This window comes from Massilia sp. TWR1-2-2 (assembly GCF_049897565.1).
Taxonomy (GTDB): domain Bacteria; phylum Pseudomonadota; class Gammaproteobacteria; order Burkholderiales; family Burkholderiaceae_D; genus JAFCUW01.
The window spans coordinates 172,890-190,927 of sequence record NZ_JAFCWM010000002.1 but is presented as its reverse complement, the minus strand read 5'-3'; the positions used below and the strand labels follow the sequence as shown (position 1 = coordinate 190,927).

At 60.4% G+C, this 18,038-nt stretch carries 17 protein-coding genes; 8 read left to right on the top strand and 9 right to left on the bottom strand.

The window, feature by feature from the left end; all coding sequences use genetic code 11:
• Positions 1-44: 44 nt before the first annotated feature.
• Genes rfbA through ACP7DD_RS02760 form a run of 7 tightly spaced genes read right to left on the bottom strand, consistent with a single transcriptional unit; the run spans position 45 to position 5,869 of the window.
• Positions 45-932, bottom strand: a complete 888-nt coding sequence (gene rfbA / locus ACP7DD_RS02790) for a glucose-1-phosphate thymidylyltransferase RfbA (RefSeq protein ID WP_426173185.1) — start codon at positions 930-932, stop codon at positions 45-47.
• A 25-nt stretch (positions 933-957) separates the two neighbouring features.
• Positions 958-2,016, bottom strand: coding sequence for a dTDP-glucose 4,6-dehydratase (gene rfbB / locus ACP7DD_RS02785; protein WP_426173184.1), 1,059 nt, complete (start codon positions 2,014-2,016; stop codon positions 958-960).
• A complete protein-coding gene (rffA, locus tag ACP7DD_RS02780; RefSeq protein WP_426173183.1) occupies positions 2,013-3,173 on the bottom strand; it encodes a dTDP-4-amino-4,6-dideoxygalactose transaminase in 1,161 nt (386 codons plus the stop codon). The genes rfbB and rffA overlap by 4 nt, the downstream gene beginning before the upstream one ends.
• Complete coding sequence (locus tag ACP7DD_RS02775; protein WP_426173182.1) at positions 3,170-3,583, bottom strand: GtrA family protein; 414 nt, start codon at positions 3,581-3,583, stop codon at positions 3,170-3,172. Before ACP7DD_RS02775 ends, rffA begins: the two co-directional genes overlap by 4 nt.
• Positions 3,580-4,287: a WbqC family protein gene (locus ACP7DD_RS02770; protein WP_426173181.1), complete on the bottom strand. Its 708-nt coding sequence runs from the start codon at positions 4,285-4,287 to the stop codon at positions 3,580-3,582. The genes ACP7DD_RS02775 and ACP7DD_RS02770 overlap by 4 nt, the downstream gene beginning before the upstream one ends.
• The gene (locus ACP7DD_RS02765) at positions 4,284-4,850 is read right to left on the bottom strand and encodes a hypothetical protein (protein WP_426173180.1); all 567 of its coding nucleotides are present in this window, start codon (positions 4,848-4,850) and stop codon (positions 4,284-4,286) included. Before ACP7DD_RS02765 ends, ACP7DD_RS02770 begins: the two co-directional genes overlap by 4 nt.
• Complete coding sequence (locus ACP7DD_RS02760; protein ID WP_426173179.1) at positions 4,850-5,869, bottom strand: glycosyltransferase family 2 protein; 1,020 nt, start codon at positions 5,867-5,869, stop codon at positions 4,850-4,852. The genes ACP7DD_RS02765 and ACP7DD_RS02760 overlap by 1 nt, the downstream gene beginning before the upstream one ends.
• Positions 5,870-6,215: 346 nt before the next feature.
• Here ACP7DD_RS02760 and ACP7DD_RS02755 point away from each other — a divergent pair, with 346 nt between their 5' ends.
• The 7 genes from ACP7DD_RS02755 (at position 6,216) to ACP7DD_RS02725 (ending at position 14,166) form a co-directional block, all read left to right on the top strand.
• Positions 6,216-8,102 (top strand): hypothetical protein, encoded by a 1,887-nt coding sequence (locus tag ACP7DD_RS02755; RefSeq protein WP_426173178.1) that lies wholly within the window; start codon positions 6,216-6,218, stop codon positions 8,100-8,102.
• A 352-nt stretch (positions 8,103-8,454) separates the two neighbouring features.
• Positions 8,455-9,798: a tyrosine-type recombinase/integrase gene (locus ACP7DD_RS02750; protein ID WP_426173177.1), complete on the top strand. Its 1,344-nt coding sequence runs from the start codon at positions 8,455-8,457 to the stop codon at positions 9,796-9,798.
• Positions 9,799-10,048: 250 nt separating this feature from the next.
• On the top strand, positions 10,049-10,474 hold the full coding sequence (locus ACP7DD_RS02745; protein ID WP_426173176.1) for a hypothetical protein: 426 nt from the start codon (positions 10,049-10,051) through the stop codon (positions 10,472-10,474).
• A 228-nt stretch (positions 10,475-10,702) separates the two neighbouring features.
• The gene (locus ACP7DD_RS02740) at positions 10,703-10,834 is read left to right on the top strand and encodes a hypothetical protein (RefSeq protein ID WP_426173175.1); all 132 of its coding nucleotides are present in this window, start codon (positions 10,703-10,705) and stop codon (positions 10,832-10,834) included.
• 156 nt (positions 10,835-10,990) lie between these two features.
• Positions 10,991-11,320, top strand: coding sequence for a hypothetical protein (locus ACP7DD_RS02735; RefSeq protein WP_426173174.1), 330 nt, complete (start codon positions 10,991-10,993; stop codon positions 11,318-11,320).
• Between the two features lie 66 nt (positions 11,321-11,386).
• Positions 11,387-11,680, top strand: a complete 294-nt coding sequence (locus tag ACP7DD_RS02730; protein WP_426173173.1) for a hypothetical protein — start codon at positions 11,387-11,389, stop codon at positions 11,678-11,680.
• Complete coding sequence (locus tag ACP7DD_RS02725) at positions 11,677-14,166, top strand: bifunctional DNA primase/polymerase (protein ID WP_426173172.1); 2,490 nt, start codon at positions 11,677-11,679, stop codon at positions 14,164-14,166. The genes ACP7DD_RS02730 and ACP7DD_RS02725 overlap by 4 nt, the downstream gene beginning before the upstream one ends.
• Before the next feature lie 1,345 nt (positions 14,167-15,511).
• Here the strand turns inward: ACP7DD_RS02725 and ACP7DD_RS02720 are convergent.
• Positions 15,512-16,345: a hypothetical protein gene (locus ACP7DD_RS02720; protein WP_426173171.1), complete on the bottom strand. Its 834-nt coding sequence runs from the start codon at positions 16,343-16,345 to the stop codon at positions 15,512-15,514.
• Between the two features lie 2 nt (positions 16,346-16,347).
• A complete protein-coding gene (locus ACP7DD_RS02715; protein ID WP_426173170.1) occupies positions 16,348-17,226 on the bottom strand; it encodes an OST-HTH/LOTUS domain-containing protein in 879 nt (292 codons plus the stop codon).
• A gap of 138 nt (positions 17,227-17,364) precedes the next feature.
• Here ACP7DD_RS02715 and ACP7DD_RS02710 point away from each other — a divergent pair, with 138 nt between their 5' ends.
• Positions 17,365-17,556: a hypothetical protein gene (locus tag ACP7DD_RS02710; protein WP_426173169.1), complete on the top strand. Its 192-nt coding sequence runs from the start codon at positions 17,365-17,367 to the stop codon at positions 17,554-17,556.
• Positions 17,557-18,038: the final 482 nt, after the last annotated feature.

Here is an 18,038-nt window from a genome sequence, read left to right as displayed (position 1 = left end):
GTACTGACGCCGTAAGAGAAAGGGCCGCATCGAGCGGCCCTTTTTTACAGATGCTGCTTGTTCAGCAGGCTCATCAGATACATGCCGTAGCCGTTCTTGGCCAGCGGTTCGGCCAGTCGCAGCACCTGTTCGGCGTCGATCCACTTCTGGAAGTAGGCGATTTCTTCGGGACACGACACCATCAGGCCCTGGCGCTTTTGTAAGGTGGCGATGAAACTGGCCGCCTCGAGCAGGCTGTCGTGGGTGCCAGTGTCGAGCCAGGCGAAGCCGCGGCCCATGATTTCGACGTTGAGTTGGCCGCGCTCGAGATAGATCCGGTTGACGTCGGTAATTTCCAGCTCGCCGCGCGGCGATGGCTTGATGTCGGCGGCAATGTCGCACACTTGGTCGTCGTAGAAATACAGGCCGGTGACCGCGTAGTTGCCCTTAGGCTGCTTGGGCTTTTCCTCGATGCTCAGGGCGCGGTAGCCGGTGTCGAATTCGACCACGCCATAGCGCTCTGGATCCTGCACGTGGTAGGCGAACACGCTGGCGCCGGTGGTGTGGGCGTCGGCGCTTTGCAGCTTGGTGATCAGCTGGTTACCGTAGAAGATATTGTCGCCCAACACCAGCGCGCTCGGGCCGTTGCCGACGAACTCGCGGCCGATGATGAACGCCTGCGCCAGGCCGTCGGGCGAGGGCTGCACCGCGTACGAAATATTGATGCCCCACTGCGAGCCGTCGCCGAGCAGTTCAGCAAAGCGCGGCGTGTCCTGCGGGGTGGAGATCAGCAGGATGTCGCGGATGCCGGCCAGCATCAGGGTCGTCAGCGGATAGTAGATCATCGGCTTGTCGTACACCGCCATCAGCTGCTTCGACACGGCCTGGGTGACCGGATACAGGCGGGTGCCGGAGCCGCCGGCGAGGATGATGCCTTTGCGTGCGTTCGTCATGTAGATCCTTCGTGAAAGTGGGTGCTCAAGAACCGTACTGCTTGCCGACCCAGTGCTGGTAGGCGCCACTGGTCACATTGCCGACCCATTCCTGATGGTCGAGATACCACTGCACCGTCTTGCGGATGCCGGTGTCGAAGGTTTCGGCCGGCTTCCAGTCCAGTTCGTTGGCCAGCTTGCCGGCGTCGATGGCGTAGCGGCGGTCGTGGCCGGGGCGGTCCTTGACGAAGGTGATCTGGCTGGCGTAGGTGGCGCCGTCGCCGCGCGGCTTGAGTTCGTCGAGGATGGCGCACAAGGTGTGCACCACTTCCAAGTTCGATTTTTCGTTCCAGCCGCCGACGTTGTAGGTCTCGCCAACGCGGCCCGCTTCCAGCACGCGGCGAATCGCCGAGCAGTGGTCCTTGACGTACAGCCAGTCGCGGATCTGCTGGCCGTCGCCGTAGATCGGCAGCTGCTTGCCGGCCAGCGCATTGTGGATTACCAGTGGGATCAGCTTTTCGGGGAAGTGATACGGCCCATAGTTGTTCGAGCAGTTGGTCGTCAGCACTGGCAGGCCGTAGGTGTGGTGGTACGAGCGCACCAGGTGGTCGGACGCGGCTTTGCTGGCCGAATACGGGCTGTTCGGCTCGTAGCGGTTGGTCTCGCTGAAGGCGGGCGCATTCTTGTCGAGGTCGCCGTAGACTTCATCGGTCGACACGTGCAGGAAGCGGAAGGCGGCCTTGTCGTCGGCGTCCAGGCCGCTCCAGTAGGCGCGCACCGCTTCGAGCAGGCGGAAGGTGCCGACGATGTTGGTCTGGATGAATTCTTCCGGGCTGTCGATCGAGCGGTCGACGTGCGACTCGGCGGCTAAGTTGACGATGGCGCGTGGGCGGTACTGGGCGAGCAGGTCTGCGACGAGCTTGCGATCGCCAATATCGCCTTCGACGAACACGTGGCGCGGATCGGCGGCAATGCCGCGCAAGGTGTCGAGGTTGCCGGCGTAGGTCAGCTTGTCGAGGTTGACGACGCCTTCGTCGGCGCCGGCGAGCCAGTCGAGGACGAAATTGGCGCCGATGAAGCCAGCGCCGCCGGTGACGAGAATCATGCCGCCACCTCCGCCGTGTCGTGCTGCGTCGCGTCGATGGCGGCGACGATCTCGGCGATCACCGCCGGCAGCTCCTCTTCAAGGCCCAGCCACAGCGGCAGGCGCAGCAGGCAGGCGCCGGTGCGGTCGGTGTTGGCCATGTCGCCTTCGGCGCGGCCGAGTTGCTTGCCATGCGGCGAAGAGTGCAACGGGATGTAGTGGAACACCGTCTGCACGCCATTCGCCTTGAGGCGGTCAATGACAGCGGTGCGGGTCTGCAGGTCGGGGAACATCAGGTAGTACATGTGGGCGTTGTGCACGCAGTCCTCCGGCACGCTAGGGCGGCCGACCTTGCCGGCCGCTTCCAGCCCGGCGAAGCTGGCGTGGTAGGTGTTCCAGATGTCGAGGCGGCGCTGGTTGATCTGGGTCGCTTCTTCCAGCTGGGCCCACAGGAAGGCGGCGACGATCTCGCCCGGCAGGAACGACGAGCCGATGTCGACCCAGGTGTACTTGTCGACCTGGCCGCGGAAGAACTGGCTGCGGTTGGTGCCTTTTTCGCGGATGATCTCGGCGCGCGCGACGAAGCGCTCGTCGTTGATCAGCAGCGCGCCGCCTTCGCCGGAAATGATGTTCTTGGTTTCGTGGAACGACAGCGCCGCCATGTGGCCGATCGAGCCGAGCGGACGGCCCTTGTAGGTCGACATGATGCCCTGGGCGGCGTCTTCGATCACCAACAGGCCGTGGCGTTCGGCGATCTCCATGATGGCGTCCATCTCGCAGCTGACGCCGGCGTAGTGCACCGGCACGATGGCGCGGGTGCGCGGCGTGATGGCCGCCTCGATCTTGGTCTCGTCGATGTTGAGCGTGTCGGCGCGGATGTCGACGAACACCGGGATGGCGCCGCGCAGCGCGAACGCGTTCGACGTCGACACGAAGGTGTAGGACGGCATGATCACTTCGTCGCCGGGCCGGATGTCGGCCAGGATGGCGGCCATTTCAAGCGCCGCGGTGCACGAGTGGGTCAGCAGCGCCTTGCGGGTGCCGATGCGCTGCTCGAGCCAGGCGCTGCATTTCTTGGTAAAGGCGCCGTCGCCGGCCAGGTGGCCGCTGGCATGCGCCTGGGCGATGTTGGACAGCTCTTTTCCGGTCATGTACGGTTTATTGAAAGGAATAGTCATAACGCGGACTCCGATGGATGGATAGGGACGGCGGGTTGAGCAAACACCCAAAATTTTTGCAGCAGGAACATCAGCGCCGCGACGGCGAGGATCAGCGCCCCCTGCACCGGCGCGTGCGGCAGGCGCCAGAGATCGACCAGCACGATCAGCGCGGCCAAATTGACCACATAACCGATGCCATAGGCGGCCAGGTAGCGCAGCATCACCATGCGGTCCTTGCCGCGGTACTGGAACGACCAGCGCTTGTTGAAGACGAAGGTTTGCAAGGTGCCTACGGCAAACAGGATGCTCATTGACAGTTTCGGCCCCAGCCCGGCCCATGTCATCAGCAGGTACAGGCAGAAACCGATGCCGTTCGAGGCCAGGCCGACAATGGCGAAGCGGGCCGCCTGCAGGATGGTCTTCTTCATGGCGCACCGGCGCCGTCGCGCCAGCCCCAGATGTACTGCGGGGCGTCGGCGCCGGTGTTAAACAGCAGGTCCAGGATCGACACGCCGTGCTCGAAGGGCAGCTCGCTTTGCCGATAGGCGGGATAGCCAGCGTAATCCTTCCACACCAGTTCGACGCCCATGCGCGCGAAGGTGTCGTCGTCGATATACGCCTTGGCTGCCGGCCCCGAGATATAGTGGCTGGCGCCGGACTTGGCCACTAGGTCGGCCAGACGCTCGAGCCGCTGGCCGCTTAGTTCATAGTTGCGCGAATCGTCGAAGCGGGTGCGCATGCCGAGCAGTTCGCCGGCGATCCGCTGGATCATGTGCTGGTTCAGATCGGACAGGTTGGACCATGCGCGGCCCAGGTAGATATCCTCGAAGAATGGGCGGAAGTGGGCAAAGGCCGGCGTCTTGCGGTAATTCTGGCGAATCGTTTCCCAGTGCTTGTTTTGCCAGCTCGGGTCGTTCAGCGCCACTTCGCAAATGAGACGGTTGGCGTCGATGCCGGTCGGGATCGTCAGCCACTTGGGGCCGCCCGCGGTCATGATCTTGTTGCGATTGCGCCAGTCGTTCTTGGTGTATTGCACGTCGTCGTAGAAAATGAACGTGTCGGCGTCATGGATCAGGTCGAAGTAACCCTTCCACGGGATGTAGTTCGATTGCAGAACCACGACCTTGTTCATGGGCGCGTCCCGACATAGCTGGTGAGCATCTTGATGCGGGTCGACGGCGGCACCACGCAATGGTCGACGATGGCGGCGCCGGCGCCAACGAAGCTGTGGGCGCCGAGCTCGACGTAGCCGCATAACGTGGCATTGGGCGAAATGAAGGTATTGTCGCCCACCGCGCAATCGTGGCTGATGCAGGCGCCGGGCCAGATGACGGCGATGTCGCCCACGGTGGCGCGGACATCGACCAGCGCGCCGGCCATCACCATCGTGCCCGCGCCGACCTTGGCGGTGCGGGCCAGGTACGCGCGCGGGTGGACCAGCGCGGGCGCCGTGTAGCCGGCCGCGAGCACGCGCTGCCAGGCGCTCCAGCGCGCGGCCAGCTGCGAGTAGCCGACCGCAATAGCGATGCGGTACTGCTCCGGCGGATGGGTCAGGCGCACTTCGTTGAGCGTGCCGAGGATGCGCCGTCCGGGCGAGAAGTCGTCGATCATGCCGGCGACCTCGTAGCCGCAGTCGATCGCCAGTTCCTCGACCGTTCCGGCAAATTCACGCGAGCCATAGATCAGTAGCCGCATCACAGTTCCTCGTACTGTTCGCTGGGCAGCGACACCTTGGCCGGGCGCACGCCGGGTGGCTCTACGCCGCGGTGGATATCCTTGACGATATACGTAGGGCGATTCTGCACCTGGGTGAACACCTTGCCAAGATAGATGCCGATGATACCCATGCCCGTCGTCATCACGCCCAAGCTCAGCGCCATCAGCGCCATCATAGACGTGAAGCCGAGCATGGCGTCGTCGAAGAACACTTTGCGCGCCATCAGGTAGAACAGGTAGAGGAAGCTGGCCGAAGTGATCATCAGACCAATGTTGAACAGCCACACCAGCGGCAGCGCGGAAAACGAGCTGACGGCGTTGACCATCAGATGGATGCGCCGCAGCAGGGTGTAGCTGCTCTTGCCTTCGCGCTGCTTCTTGGCCAGCGGCAGGCCCACCTGCTCGAAGCCGGTCCAGCTCATCATGCCGCCGAGGAACAGGTTGCGGTCGCCCAGCCGCAGCAAGGCGTCGACATAGCGGCGCGTCATGATGCGCTCGGTCGCCAGGTTTTCCGGAATCTTGACGTCGCTTAACAGGTTGAATGTGGTGTAGAAGAAACCGCCACTGGCCTTTTCGAACACGCCGCCCTTGCGCGCTTCCTGGTAGCCGTACACCATGTCGCAGCCGGTGGCGTCGAGCTTGCGCTTGAATTCGGACAAGGTCAGCGGCGACACCTCGAGGTCGCAATCGATCAGGAACACCAACTCGCCGCGGGTGTGCTGCAGGCCGGCCTGCATCGCGTAGTGATGGCCGAAGTTGCGCGACAGGTCGACAACGACGAGCTCGGGAATATCGGCGCGGCGCTCGATGGCGTATTGGACAGAATCGTCGGGCGAGCCGTCGTTGACCAGGATGATCTCGAAGTCGGTGCAGCCGATCTCGTCGACGGCGCGCAGGCAGTCGGCGAGGAAGCGCTCGAGAAATGCCCGCGAACGGTACATGGTCGAGACAATGCTGAGGGCGCGCGTGGCGGGCAAGCTTGGGCTGGCTATGTTCATCTGAGACTTTTATTAGGTGATCGCGTCAACGTTTGACTGCCGGTGGGGACGGCGGGCAATGTTTTGTACGTGGGTAAGGAATTTACCACCATGACAACTTCTTGTCATGCAAAAATGCCCTGCCGAATCGCCCTGTTGGCGGTCGGCGGCGGGCCCGCCGCGCGGTGAAAGCGGGCGCATCGCCTGCTATGGCGGGCTTTCAAGGGCACGGCGCGGCGAGCCGCAGCGCAGCTGCATGTTTCGATGGGGAATTGCATCGGAGATAATACCGTTGTAAAATCGGCAAAAATGGACCGGCAACACTTGAGTGCTTGGCGGGCTGCATAACCTTACAGTTGAGTTCGAAATGACATACAGTGGAAAAACCCCCAGGCTGATCTGGACAGCGATTGTGCTCGGGACGCTGATCGTGCAAATTGCCTTGTTATTTTTCAGCATGCCGATCAGCCTGATCCTGACGGGCGCGCACAGTTTTCACATCGACAACCCCTTTCATGTGTATCAGCTGGAGGTGGGCAAGTCGCTGCTCCAGCAAGCCCAGCTGCTCGGCTACGATCCCTTCCTCGGCGCCGGCCACCTCGGCGGCATGAACGACAACGGCAGTGCGCGCGTGCCGGTGTTCCTGTCGGCCCTGTTGCCAGCGTCGATGCCGACCGGCGCCGTGTATTCGCTGTACATATTCGTCTGCGCGCTGCTCGGGCCGGTCGCGGTGGCGTGGATGGCGCGCCTGCTGAAGTGGTCGCCCGTGCATGGCGCCGTTGCCGCCGCCGTCGGCCTGGCCATGTGGTGGGTCGGCGCCCTGCACTGGTATCACACGGCCGGCATGGTCAGCTTCGTCTGCGGCTCGTATCTCGGCCTGCCGTACACGGCATGGTGCTGGAAACTTTGTAGCCAGGAACAGCGTAATCTCCCCGGCCTGGTGGGCGCCGGCGTGCTCGGCGGCCTGGGCATGTGGCTTCACCCGCTGTTTCCGCTGCTGGTGGTGGCGCTGTTTGTCGGCCTGTTCATCTGGGACCGGCGCGACGCTGCGCTGGCCGCCATTGCCGGGCGCGGCGTGATCATCGGCGCGCTTGCCGTGCTGGTCAACCTGCCGGGCCTGTATGCCGTGTTTGGCGTACGCGACATCGGCGCCAATCCGCTGATGGTGCACCCGTTCCAGAAGACCATCGGCCTCATGGTGGCGCTCAAGCCCGCGTTCGGCAGCTGGAGCTCCGGCTCGATGGGAACCTTTCTCAATCCGCTGCTGCTGCTGGCCTGCGCGGCCGGCCTGGTCTGGCTGGCGCCGGCGCAGCGCCGCAAGATGCTGCCGCTGCTGTTCGCCGGCGTCGCGCTGGTGCTTTTCGCCTCGTTCGGCGCGGCCAGCAGCGCGCTTGGCCAGCTGCAGCCGAACCGCTACATCGCGCCCGGCTTCATGCTGGTCGGGCTGGCGGCGGCGTATTGCATCGGCGAATTCATCGTGCGTAACCACGGACGCTGGCGCAGCTGGCCGCAGCTGGCCGCGCTCGCCGTTGCCTGCGTGCTGGTGTTGTATACCGGGCGCGAAGTCGTGCGCGAAGCGACTCCCGGTCCGCACGGCCACTACGGCAAGGCGCCGCCCGAGGTGTCGGCCGCGCCGGCGCTGGTGGCGCAGTTGCAATCCTGGATCGCGGCCAATACCACCGCCGACGGGCGCATCGTGTTTGAAACGTCGCTCGGCCGGGTGCATGGCGGCGGCCATGTGGCCGGGCTGCTGGCGCTGCGCACCGGACGCGAATTCGTCGGCGCCGGCTATCCGTTTTCGCTGCCGGCTCTGTCTACCTGGGACCATGTCGCCTTCGGCATGCCGGTCAAGCAACTGACAGAGGCCGACTGGCGCGAAAATTTCGAGCGCTACAACGTCGGCTGGGTGATCGCCCATTCGGCCGAACTGAAGGCGGCACTGTCGGCGGTGCCTAGCGCGACTGCGGTGGCCACGTTCGACGGCGTGCAGATCTACAAGATCGAGCGGGCGCTGTCGTACATTCAGGCCGGCAGCGGCCGCATCGCCGGGCGCGGCTTCAACCGGCTCGATGTGGCCGGCGCCGGCGGTCCGCAGGTGGTGCTGAAATACCACTGGCTGCCTGACCTGGTGACCACGCCGCGGCGCAAGATCGAGCCGGTCGAGCTGGTGCCGGGCCTGCCGCCGTTCATCCGCGTGGTCGATCCTCCGAGCGAATTTACGGTGTCGATGTGCCGTGGGTGCAAGCCGCAGTAGTGAGAAAGTAGTGGGTGAATCGCGGCCGGACTTGGCCTAGATAGGCTGAGTCTTGCGGGGCGCCAGTCGAACGGCGCGGCGCCGGATGCTGCCGAGATGGTGCTGAGATCGGTACGGAAATGGTGCCGGAAGTTGGCGCTGCGATGGTTCTGAAATGGTGCGGCTGGCGGGGATCGAACCCACGACCCTTGGCTTCGGAGGCCACACAATTAGCGATTTATTTCCGTTTATCAATGTTGATTTTTTCAATAAATCTTTAAAATTCAAATAGATACAAAATATTTCCTGTTGATGGTTGTTGCGAAAAGTGGACTGCGATACAATAAATTCCCTACACCAGCCCTACACAATAATGAAGTGGGATAACTTTACAGCCGGTCGCGTCAAAGCTTTTCAATGTGCCGAGGGCAAGAAGCAAAGCATTTTTTGGGACGGCAAGACGCCTGGCCTTGGCGTGCGCGTGACTTCGGCAGGTGCGAAATCGTATATTTTCGAGACCAGCCTGAATGGCAAGACAATGCGCCTCACCATCGGCGATGTGGCGACCTACACCATCGATGACGCCCAGCGCGAAGCCATCGCGTACAAGATGCAGACTAATAAGGGGATTGACCCGCGCGTCGTGGCTGCCGATCGCATTGCTGGGGATGTCGCCAAAGTAAGTGCCATCGAAGCCGACCGTCTGGCTCTGGCCGAGGTTTCCGCTTTGGAACAGCGCAAGCGCCAACTTATTGCGCGCGATGCTTGGGATGTGTACCTTGCAGCGCCGCACCCAAAGTGGGGCGACCAACACCGCGCTGACCACGCAATTGCAGCCAATCCGGGCGGAGCCAAACCGAAGATCGGAAAAAAGACGACCAAGGCCGCCCCGCTTGCGGCATTACTCAAGCATCCCCTGCATTCCATTACGGCCTCAACGGTTCAGGAGTGGCTTGAGGAAGAGTGCGCGACGCGCCCCACGTTTGCCCATAATTCATATCGGAAGTTTCGGACCTTCATCCGGTGGTGCGCAAAGCACCCAGAATATAGCGCCGTAGTGCAGGCCGATTGCTGCCTGACAGATGAAGTCAAGGATATCGTCCCGTCAAATAAGACGAAGGACGGTGACAGCTTGCAACGGGAACAGTTGGCAGCATGGTTTGCCGCCGTCCGGCAACTAAGCAACCCAGTGATCGCGGCCTATCTACAAGGGTTGTTGATCACCGGCGCGCGCAGGAACGAACTGGCAATGCTGCAATGGACGGACGTGGAGTGGAATCCAAACTGGAGCAGCATCACGATCCGCGACAAGGTTGACGGCAAGCGCACCATCCCGCTGCCACCGTACTTGATGCAGCTCTTGGCGAAGCTGCCACGTCGCAATGAATGGGTTTTCAGCAGCCCTACATCGGAAAGCGAGCACATAACCGAGCCGCGCATCGCGCACACACGGGCGCTCAAGGTCGCAGGATTGCCCCACGTCTCGCTTCACGGGCTGCGCCGCACTTTCGGCACGCTCGCGGAGTGGGTGGAAGTACCAAGTGGGATTGTGGCGCAGATTCAAGGGCACAAGCCGAGCGCATTGGCGGAAAAACATTACCGACGCCGGCCACTTGACCTGCTGAGGATGTGGCACGTCAAGATCGAAGGATGGATGTTGGATCAGGCAGGGATCATGTTCACGCCGGAGGCCGTCGGTTTGAAGGCGGCGACGTAGTGCAGTGGTGGGGATGATAAACCGATATGGTGATGTCGGGCCGGTCGCACAACGTTCGCCCCGCGCTCGCCCTCCTGCACATGTAGCGTGACAAGATCGAGGATTGGGTGCAGGCTCAGGCGGTGATTGATCTCAGGCCGCACCAAGTGACGTAACCCGGTTGGGCCGCGTTTGAGTTGCAGTTCATCTGTTAATTGCGCCCACAGCGGCGCGAATGTATAGTGCTGCGGCCAACAGCCTTAAGTCCACAATGTCAGAATTTCGTTCCCCCTCGCCCGAACAACAATTGCTCGCCGCCCTCATGGCAGGTACTGCGTCGCTTTTACCGTCACCCCACTCGCGTGGCTTCGACGAACGTCTGAAGCTGGGTCACAAGACCGTCAGTTACATGCTGACTGGTCCTAATATTGGCTTCCTCACTCCACTGTCGGCCCCTGTACAAAAGCAGCGTCGTCGGGCGGTGATGGCTGACGAAATTGCCGTCGCCGTCTCGACCGCAACGAACCCCCAATTCGCGAACAGCGTGTTTGTGGAACTCATCAAACTCGCCGAAAAGAAGTACGGTTGCTTGGTCGGCGTAGACGACGATGTGATTAAGTACCAGGCGGGCGGTATCGTGAAATTCTTCACCCTCAAGCAGCTCCGTGCACGTATGGAGCGCGCAAAAGCGGTCTAGAAACCACGCTAGTGCACGCTAAGGCACGGTAAGTTCCGTCTGGGACTTGGCCCCTTTTACTCCCGCTTTCGGCATCGGATACTGCGAACATCTTAACGACGCAGGAGACCTCCGATGTGCCCCGAAGCAGTAGTTTCGCCCCTCCCACAGTTTGGCCCTGCGCCCCTGTACTTGTCGCTTGAGTCGGAAAACCGTAGCCATGTCCCCACCGACGTAGCAGCCTTCCACTTGAACCGCAAAGAGCAGACCCTCCGCAAGTGGGCCTGCTACGAAGACGGCCCGATCCGCCCAATCCGCATCAACGGCCGCTTGGCATGGCGCGTCGCTGACATTCGCAATTTGCTGATCAACGGTAATTAAGGGCGGACTCATGACTTACCCAACCACCTACCAACCGCCCCCAACGCCGTAACGGCAAGCCGGGCGACAAGCCCAAAAACCACGCAGTCTCAAAAAACTATAGCCCCGTCGCTAGGGGCTAACTCACGCCAACGATAAGGCAGAAAGCAGTAAATTATGTCCCTCTCCACCACCTCGAACAATGAACGTCCGGCCTTGCTGCAAACGCTGCATGACCAGATCCAAACCATCAGCAAGCGCAAAGCTGCCCAAGCCATGCAATCTACTAGTGCTGCCGACTCTTCCGACATGATGGCCCTGCGTCACGCGGCAATGGCGTTCGTTAATCGCATTTGCTCGGAGGTCGGAAGCCAGCCGCTGGACATGATTCCGTTCTGGGATTTCTACTTCGCGGTGTCGAAAATGGAACGGACCGTCGAAGTGCTGACGACCGAGAACAAACGACTGTCCATCCTCAACCGTCGCCTGGCAAAAGCCGCCTGCTAGTCCGAACCAACTCACTTATGCTGCCAGCGGTGCTGCCGGCACGCCAAAAAACTCCAGGAGAATTAATTGCACACTCACCCACGCCGCGCGACGCGCACCATGTACATCGCTTTCATCTGGACCAGCGGCAACGTTGTAATGTTCGATCTCGAGATCAAGAACTGCCCGATGACCTTCCATATCGCAATGAGCAAGGAAAATCCAGTCATCCAGGCGTTCACTGACCGGGAGGGTCAAATTGGAGAGCTGCTCGAACTCCAGGGTACCGAGGCGAGATTCCACTTTCACAATTTCACGTCCAATGGCTGGATCGAATGGACTCCCATCACGCGCATCCAAAAACTGAAGGGCAAAGCATGATCGCCCTCGACCCAGCAGATTGCGCGCAGCGCGCTGCTGCGGAGCCTTCCCGTGCCGCCTTTGAGGTAAAGGAGAGCGACCCGCAGCCTGCTGCGCAGAACACGTCTACCGCGCCTGTCGCGGCGCTCCAGGGCAATCCCTACGACACCTCCGCAGCTGTCTCTCCGGCCCACGCACAGGCCCTCCTGATGGCATCGCTGGGCCACGCTGTGTTCCCGCTGCATGGTATGAAGAATGGCAAGTGCACCTGCGGCAACGCCACTTGCGCCGACCCCGGCAAACACCCGCGCCGCACGGATCCCTTTAAAGAGGCCACCACCAATCCGGCCATCATCAATATGTGGTTCAAGTATGAACCTGGTCTGAACTATGGCGTACGTCTGGGCCAAGAGGTCTGCAACACCGGCAAAATGGTCATGGTAGTGGACGTTGACCGCTACAAGGTCGGCGGTGAAGAGGCGCTCGACGAGCTGGAGATTGTCCACGGCCGCCTGCCGGCAACCGTCGAAGTGCTGACCGGCGCGGGCGGCAGCCACTACTACTTCCTGACCGACTGCTCGCTCAGCTTCGCAGGCAAGATGGGGAAGAACATCGACCTGAAGGTCAACGGCTACGTGGTCGGCCCCGGTTCGGTCCACGCATCTGGCCGCCGCTACGAGATGGAGGCTTCCAGCGACCTGTTCGACGGCTATGTGATGGCAGACCTCCCGCAGTGGGTGCTCGACCACTTCAGCAAGTCCGCAAAGCTGACTGAGTCCGGTGTGGAAATTGCGCCCAACGCCGAACCGCTGCTGCCGTTCGAGCGTGCTTCCATCAAAGACGACCTGGCCGCGATCTCGGCTGCATGCAGCCGGGACGAATGGCTGAAGATCCTGATGGGCCTCCACTCTCTCAACCAGTCCAAGGACATGTTCGATCTCGCCGACGAGTGGAGCCAGACCTGCCCCGAGAAATACGATGCCGGTGCTTTGATCAAGGCGTGGAACAGCTTCAAGCCGGGCGGCGGAATCACGTACGAGAGGGTCAGAATGATGGCCGATGAGGAGCGCCTCAAGGATGTAGACATCAGCAAGCTGCTGGAAAGCCTGAACCGCATGCCTGTCGCCGAACCAGAGTATGGCACGGTCGCAAATCCCATCGTCGTACCCGATGAAGTTCCCATGCCCGAAAAGCCCGTATGCGACATCCCCCACCACCTGCTGACAGTCCCCGGCAAGCTGAGCCTGATGGTTGACTGGACCGACGCCACGGCCATGAAGCCGCAGCCGATGTTCGCCGTGCAGGCGGCGCTGGCGCTCGGCAGCGTCGCCATGGGGCGCAAATTCCGCACCACCAATGACAACTGGACGTCGCTGTTCTTCCTCAACATCGGAGTATCGGGCGCCGGCAAGGAGCATGCGAAGACTGCCATCGAGCGCGTCCTGCGTGCCGCTAAGTTCTCCACCATGTCCCCCGCGTCGGAATACACGTCCGACAGCGCAATTGACTCGATGCTGCGCGCGCATCCCACGCACATCGCCATTATTGATGAGTTCGGCTACATGCTTAAGACCGCGAACGCGAAGAATAATACCAATGGCGGTACGGCGCGAAAACGCCTCATGGAGGTGTTCGGCCGCTGCGGCGGGACGCTCCAGCCCAAGGCTTTCTCTACCGCCGCCCTGAATCAGGCGCAACGTGATGGGTTGGGGCCGCGCCATGTGGAGAATCCGGCACTGACAGTACTGGGTATGACCACGCCCACGCCGTTCTACGAGGCCGTAGGATCGGGCGCGCTGACGGATGGCTTTTTGAACCGCCTCATCGTCGTTGAATCCGATCTGGGGCGCCAGCCGGCCCGCTTTGTCGATCAAGTGGCGATGCCCGACGATCTGGTTCGCTGGGTCCGCGAGTGCCGCGTCAAGGGCGGCGGCGATATGGCAGATATCATCGACACGGTGCACAGCGAGGTGCCGGTTCCGGCCATTCTGGATTTCTCGGGCGAAGCGCGCCGTTTGTTCACCGAACTGGAGCTGCGGTGCATCGAGCGCATGGACGAGCTGGAAATCCACGGCATGGCCGAAATGTACAGCCGCGTTCGGGAAATCGCCATGCGCGTGTCGCTGATCGTCGCGCACTCCAGCGAGGCGGACGTGATCGGCGCCGAGCACGCGCAATGGGCGATCGACTACGTGACCTTCTGGGCTGACCGAGCGATCAGCCGAATGGCCGATAACATCGCTGACACCCCGTTCGCAGCCCTGTGCAATGACGTGGCCAACCTGATCGTGAAGGCCGGCCGCCGTGGCCTGACCGTCTTCGATCTGGCCAGGAAGTCCGCGAAGTTCAAGGGGGCCGAAACCCGCATGCGCCGCAGCGTGTTCGAGAATCTGGAATCAGACCGTAACATCCGCCGCTACGATACGAAGTCGGCCAGTGGAAAGGGGAAGACGCGCGCTGCCTACATCGCATCTGAGTTCGTCGGGCAACCGGACCAAGAGCAATAACGGCAATAAAAGCAATAAAAACAGTAGCCTCTATTGCCCAACATTGGGCAGAGAGAGAGGAAGTAAAATAAGAAAGGGGATATCTCTTTTTTATACTAATCTACCCTGAAAGCCGCATGTGGCCTAGCTTATAGACCGCAAGCGGCTTTTGCTTTTGATTGTGATTTATCATCCCAGTTAGTTGCTTGCGCGCCTCCACGGTGATCGGTGACGGCGTGGACACGCGGCCCGCATGCCGCCAAACCCGGATGGAGCGATGCCGTGCTGCACGCAGTGCTTCCTTGGCATGTGCACGCGCAATGTCCCGTGCCTTTCTGGCCGCCGATGCAGATGGGGGTACGGCTGGGTCAGCCAAAATAGTCGCGCGAGTTGTTTTTCGCCCGGTACTCTGACTGTATCCCTGGGCCAATCACAAACGCGCAGGAGTTCAGCGTGGGCAAGGTCAACCCTGCGGAGACACCGAACGAACCGCCGAGCTGCGTGCGTTCTTGGCCCCCTGATCGCGATCCCCTGGAGCCTCCACGTCGTCATCAGGCCAACTGCCTCCTAGTCATCGCTGGAATGCTCCAACCTTGTTGCAGTAGCCCATCCAGGAACCCGCATGCATATGCCCGGTTCGCTTTTCTTTTAGGTACATCGATGAAAAAAGCAAAGGCGCCAAGAGTGCCGGTTCTCGAAGATGCGTTCGAGCTGAACCTGCCAAAGCTGATGCGCACCGCAAACGCCATAGGAGCGTCCAGGCTGGTTCTTGATGATGGCGACGTGCGCACTGTGGTCGTACTCACTCAGGACCGCGTAGCGATCTTCCTGGGCGGTCGAACGTGGATGGTGGACATCGTCGCGGTTTCTTGCCTAGATGACCGAGTGCGCCTATGCCTAAAGTGCCCTCGCGCGCACGAGGGGAATTTCCAATCGTTGTACTTCTGGGGAGGCGAGCTGGCCTGTCGGCACTGTCATAGACTGCGGTATCGCAGCAATTTGGCCGCATCGGCAGCGGATCGGGCGCGGATCGCACGATCAAAGTTGTTATCCTCAATGGGGGGGGCGCCGGGTCAGCTCGTAGCAGAGCGCCAGCCGTTCAAGTGGCGCAGCCGACATGCGCGACTATCAGCGCGCTTGGCGCGCTTGACTGGCGTCCACTATCGAGATGTACGGGCTTGGCTTGAGCGTCAAGATACGGGCCGACGAGCGCTGTCGAGATCGTCGCGGCGAGGCGCGTAACGACCTTGTGCGCCGCGACGTCCACTTGCTATTTTCGCTCCGGCTCGTCAGGAAGTCTTCATTCATGGGGCAATTGTTCTAGCGTCGTGTTGATGTGGCATTCGCCGCCCAAGTGCTCTGTGCGTCACTTTAGAACATGCGTCTTTGAGAAGTCTGACGACGGATGAGGGCCAGCATAAATCACCCCGACATAGTTATCTTTCCCGACGAAAAGCGAGTGAAAATAAACGCGCGGAGACCCTTGAGGTGTGGTTTTATCGCCTTGCTTTAGATGGGTATTTCGCGTTTCTTGATAGACGCTAGTTTCGTCCCGCATAAGGCATAACGAGGCGCTCACACCACCCGACTGAGCATGAATAAGCGACCGACCGGCGAAATAGTCCTCAAGTGTCCCCACTTTGCCATTCGCCGAAACAAGGGCCGCAAAAGCATCCGCGCAGTTCATGATAAATTTCTTACGCTGCGGTGCTACTTTGTCAGCCAAATCGAGGGCGCCTTGGGCTATCAGCAACCTAGGTGTCCGTTCGGCAACGGAACCAAAGTATTGAGAAGGCGTTTGCGGCCGCAATGGGAAAAATTTCGCCACGAAGGCGCTGAAGAGCTTTTCTAAGAATGGCTGGTCGGGAGAGCCGTTGAAGCGGGGCCAGATGTCATCTTTGGTTTGCGCAAACGTGAGTGTCCCACCGACATCCGCCAGAGTAGCGAGTTCGTCAGAGACTGAATCAGACAAGGAAGCGTAAGGTAGTACTAGAACATTCCCCTCTTCGTAGGCAGCGAGAGAGTTGATGTAACCTTGGACCGCATATATTGCGTCCACCTCAAAAGGGACAAGTTGCAACTTACCGGCATCATTGACCTCTGCCAAGATGCTTGTTAGTCGAACGGCATTGGCACTGGCGATGGCAATCAACCGAGCGCTTAGTTCTTTTGGTAGTCCAACAACAAAAAGAGTCGCCATTGCTAGCTTGCCATCCGAGCCTTGACGAACATCGTTGTCGCCAACATCGGCAAAATAATTCTCGAAATATCATCTTCGCTAAGAGTTTCAAGTAAGCGAATGGCTTGTGCTCTGGGGCTGTCGTTGGCGCCTGGAATTGCTGGCGGGGCAAGAGACTCAGTCTTTGTTGCAGCGGCCAATCGCTCGATTGGCACACCATTTAACTTGCACCATTCATCGATTCGCCGATGAACGAGATGGGTCCGATGCGCTCGCCATTCCGCGCCTTGGTCACCCAATGCCCTAGTGAATGTGGCGTTAAGCATACTGGAGTACGCTGCGCTGAGAAGGGGCCTTATCGCCTCCTTCGCAGACGCTGAAACGGACGTAGACGTCAAATAATCCCTCATCCATGCAAGCTGGACTTCGGGTTTAACTGGAATTATCTCCGCGAAATCTTGTTTCGCATCGTTCACTTCAGTTGCTATAGCGGTGTTGGCCCCCTCTAAAAAGTGCAGCAACTGCCCGGTCGATTTTCTGAGGTAGCGCTTTCGCGATAGGTCCGGTTGGATGAACGCTTGCCACACATCACTACGAATGACCGGGAGAATCTCGCTGACAGCTGTTGGGCCCGAACTCACAGTCATTGCAGGTTTTTTTACAAGGTGCACGAGGATATCGCCCGACCCGCTCGGACGCTCAATGCTAATCGAGCCAGATAATGATTTCTGTAAGAAGTCGCGGAAGCGCGAGAATCCGTACGTGCGCTCGCTAAAATGCTCGTGCCCCTGTTTCACCAGGGCCGAGTTAAGGCGCTGCTTTAAGCGCGCACCGTATTCAGGGGATGTTTCCGACAGAAGGTCGAGAATGAGGCGGGAGATTGAAGATAATTCCATTTGCATAGGGGCCGGAGAGTAATAGGAAATACACAAGCTACGGAGTGTAGTTGTTATTCCCATTAGCAATATATTACCCCGAGTTCCTAACCCATACAACGTCGTTCGTCCAAGAGAACTCAGACACCTGGCGACACTTAGGCGTTGTACAAGCTCTTGATTGCAGACTCCGAGTGGGCCTGCGTACTCAAGATGCACTTCGTTTTTAGCGAAGGAGTGACGATTCTAACGCCGCATATCGGCAGGGTCAAGCACGATTCGCGCCCCGACTTGCGCAAAACGATGTCGCTGCGCGACAACAACACCCTTCCAAAAGCGGCTTTTCCGCTTGCTTAGTCGTTAGTTGCCGCTTTCAAGAGCCCCGCTTGTTTGGCAATAGTTCCACGGATGCAACCGACCAGCGACATGATTTCATTCCGGCTAGCCAAGCCCGCTTTTAGGTGCTTTTGGATAAGCATATTGCGGTCGGTATCCTCGACTCGGCCTGGTACTTCCCTGCGGATTTGGCTTTCTGTACGCCTTGCGCTGCTCGTTCACGGCGCGTGGTGGAGTCCAGCAAGAGAGGCGCGATGACGGTGCGACCGAGCAGCAGGCGCAGCGATGCGCAAACGGCCGGCCGGCTCCTGCGCTGCTGCGGATCTCCCTAAACCTCTGCCCCACTCGAAGAACGCGACGCCCGAAATGCTCGCGCAGGCCGTCAAGGATGTCGCTGTGGACGCTCGTGCGCAAGTCCTTGCCCGCCATCGCCAAGAGTGGCCGACGGTGCGCTCTGCTGCGGAGCGACTGTGGTGCACTCGGGTATGCGCTGGAGTGCTTCA

Coding starts and splice junctions, on each gene's coding strand:
- ACP7DD_RS02715 (WP_426173170.1), bottom strand. CDS start 17,226: ATGCAAATGGAATTATCTTCAATCTCCCGCCTCATTCTCGACCTTCTG.
- ACP7DD_RS02770 (WP_426173181.1), bottom strand. CDS start 4,287: ATGAACAAGGTCGTGGTTCTGCAATCGAACTACATCCCGTGGAAGGGT.
- ACP7DD_RS02745 (WP_426173176.1), top strand. CDS start 10,049: ATGTCAGAATTTCGTTCCCCCTCGCCCGAACAACAATTGCTCGCCGCC.
- ACP7DD_RS02725 (WP_426173172.1), top strand. CDS start 11,677: ATGATCGCCCTCGACCCAGCAGATTGCGCGCAGCGCGCTGCTGCGGAG.
- ACP7DD_RS02760 (WP_426173179.1), bottom strand. CDS start 5,869: ATGAACATAGCCAGCCCAAGCTTGCCCGCCACGCGCGCCCTCAGCATT.
- rfbA (WP_426173185.1), bottom strand. CDS start 932: ATGACGAACGCACGCAAAGGCATCATCCTCGCCGGCGGCTCCGGCACC.
- rfbB (WP_426173184.1), bottom strand. CDS start 2,016: ATGATTCTCGTCACCGGCGGCGCTGGCTTCATCGGCGCCAATTTCGTC.
- ACP7DD_RS02720 (WP_426173171.1), bottom strand. CDS start 16,345: ATGGCGACTCTTTTTGTTGTTGGACTACCAAAAGAACTAAGCGCTCGG.
- rffA (WP_426173183.1), bottom strand. CDS start 3,173: ATGACTATTCCTTTCAATAAACCGTACATGACCGGAAAAGAGCTGTCC.
- ACP7DD_RS02750 (WP_426173177.1), top strand. CDS start 8,455: ATGAAGTGGGATAACTTTACAGCCGGTCGCGTCAAAGCTTTTCAATGT.
- ACP7DD_RS02775 (WP_426173182.1), bottom strand. CDS start 3,583: ATGAAGAAGACCATCCTGCAGGCGGCCCGCTTCGCCATTGTCGGCCTG.
- ACP7DD_RS02765 (WP_426173180.1), bottom strand. CDS start 4,850: ATGCGGCTACTGATCTATGGCTCGCGTGAATTTGCCGGAACGGTCGAG.
- ACP7DD_RS02735 (WP_426173174.1), top strand. CDS start 10,991: ATGTCCCTCTCCACCACCTCGAACAATGAACGTCCGGCCTTGCTGCAA.
- ACP7DD_RS02755 (WP_426173178.1), top strand. CDS start 6,216: ATGACATACAGTGGAAAAACCCCCAGGCTGATCTGGACAGCGATTGTG.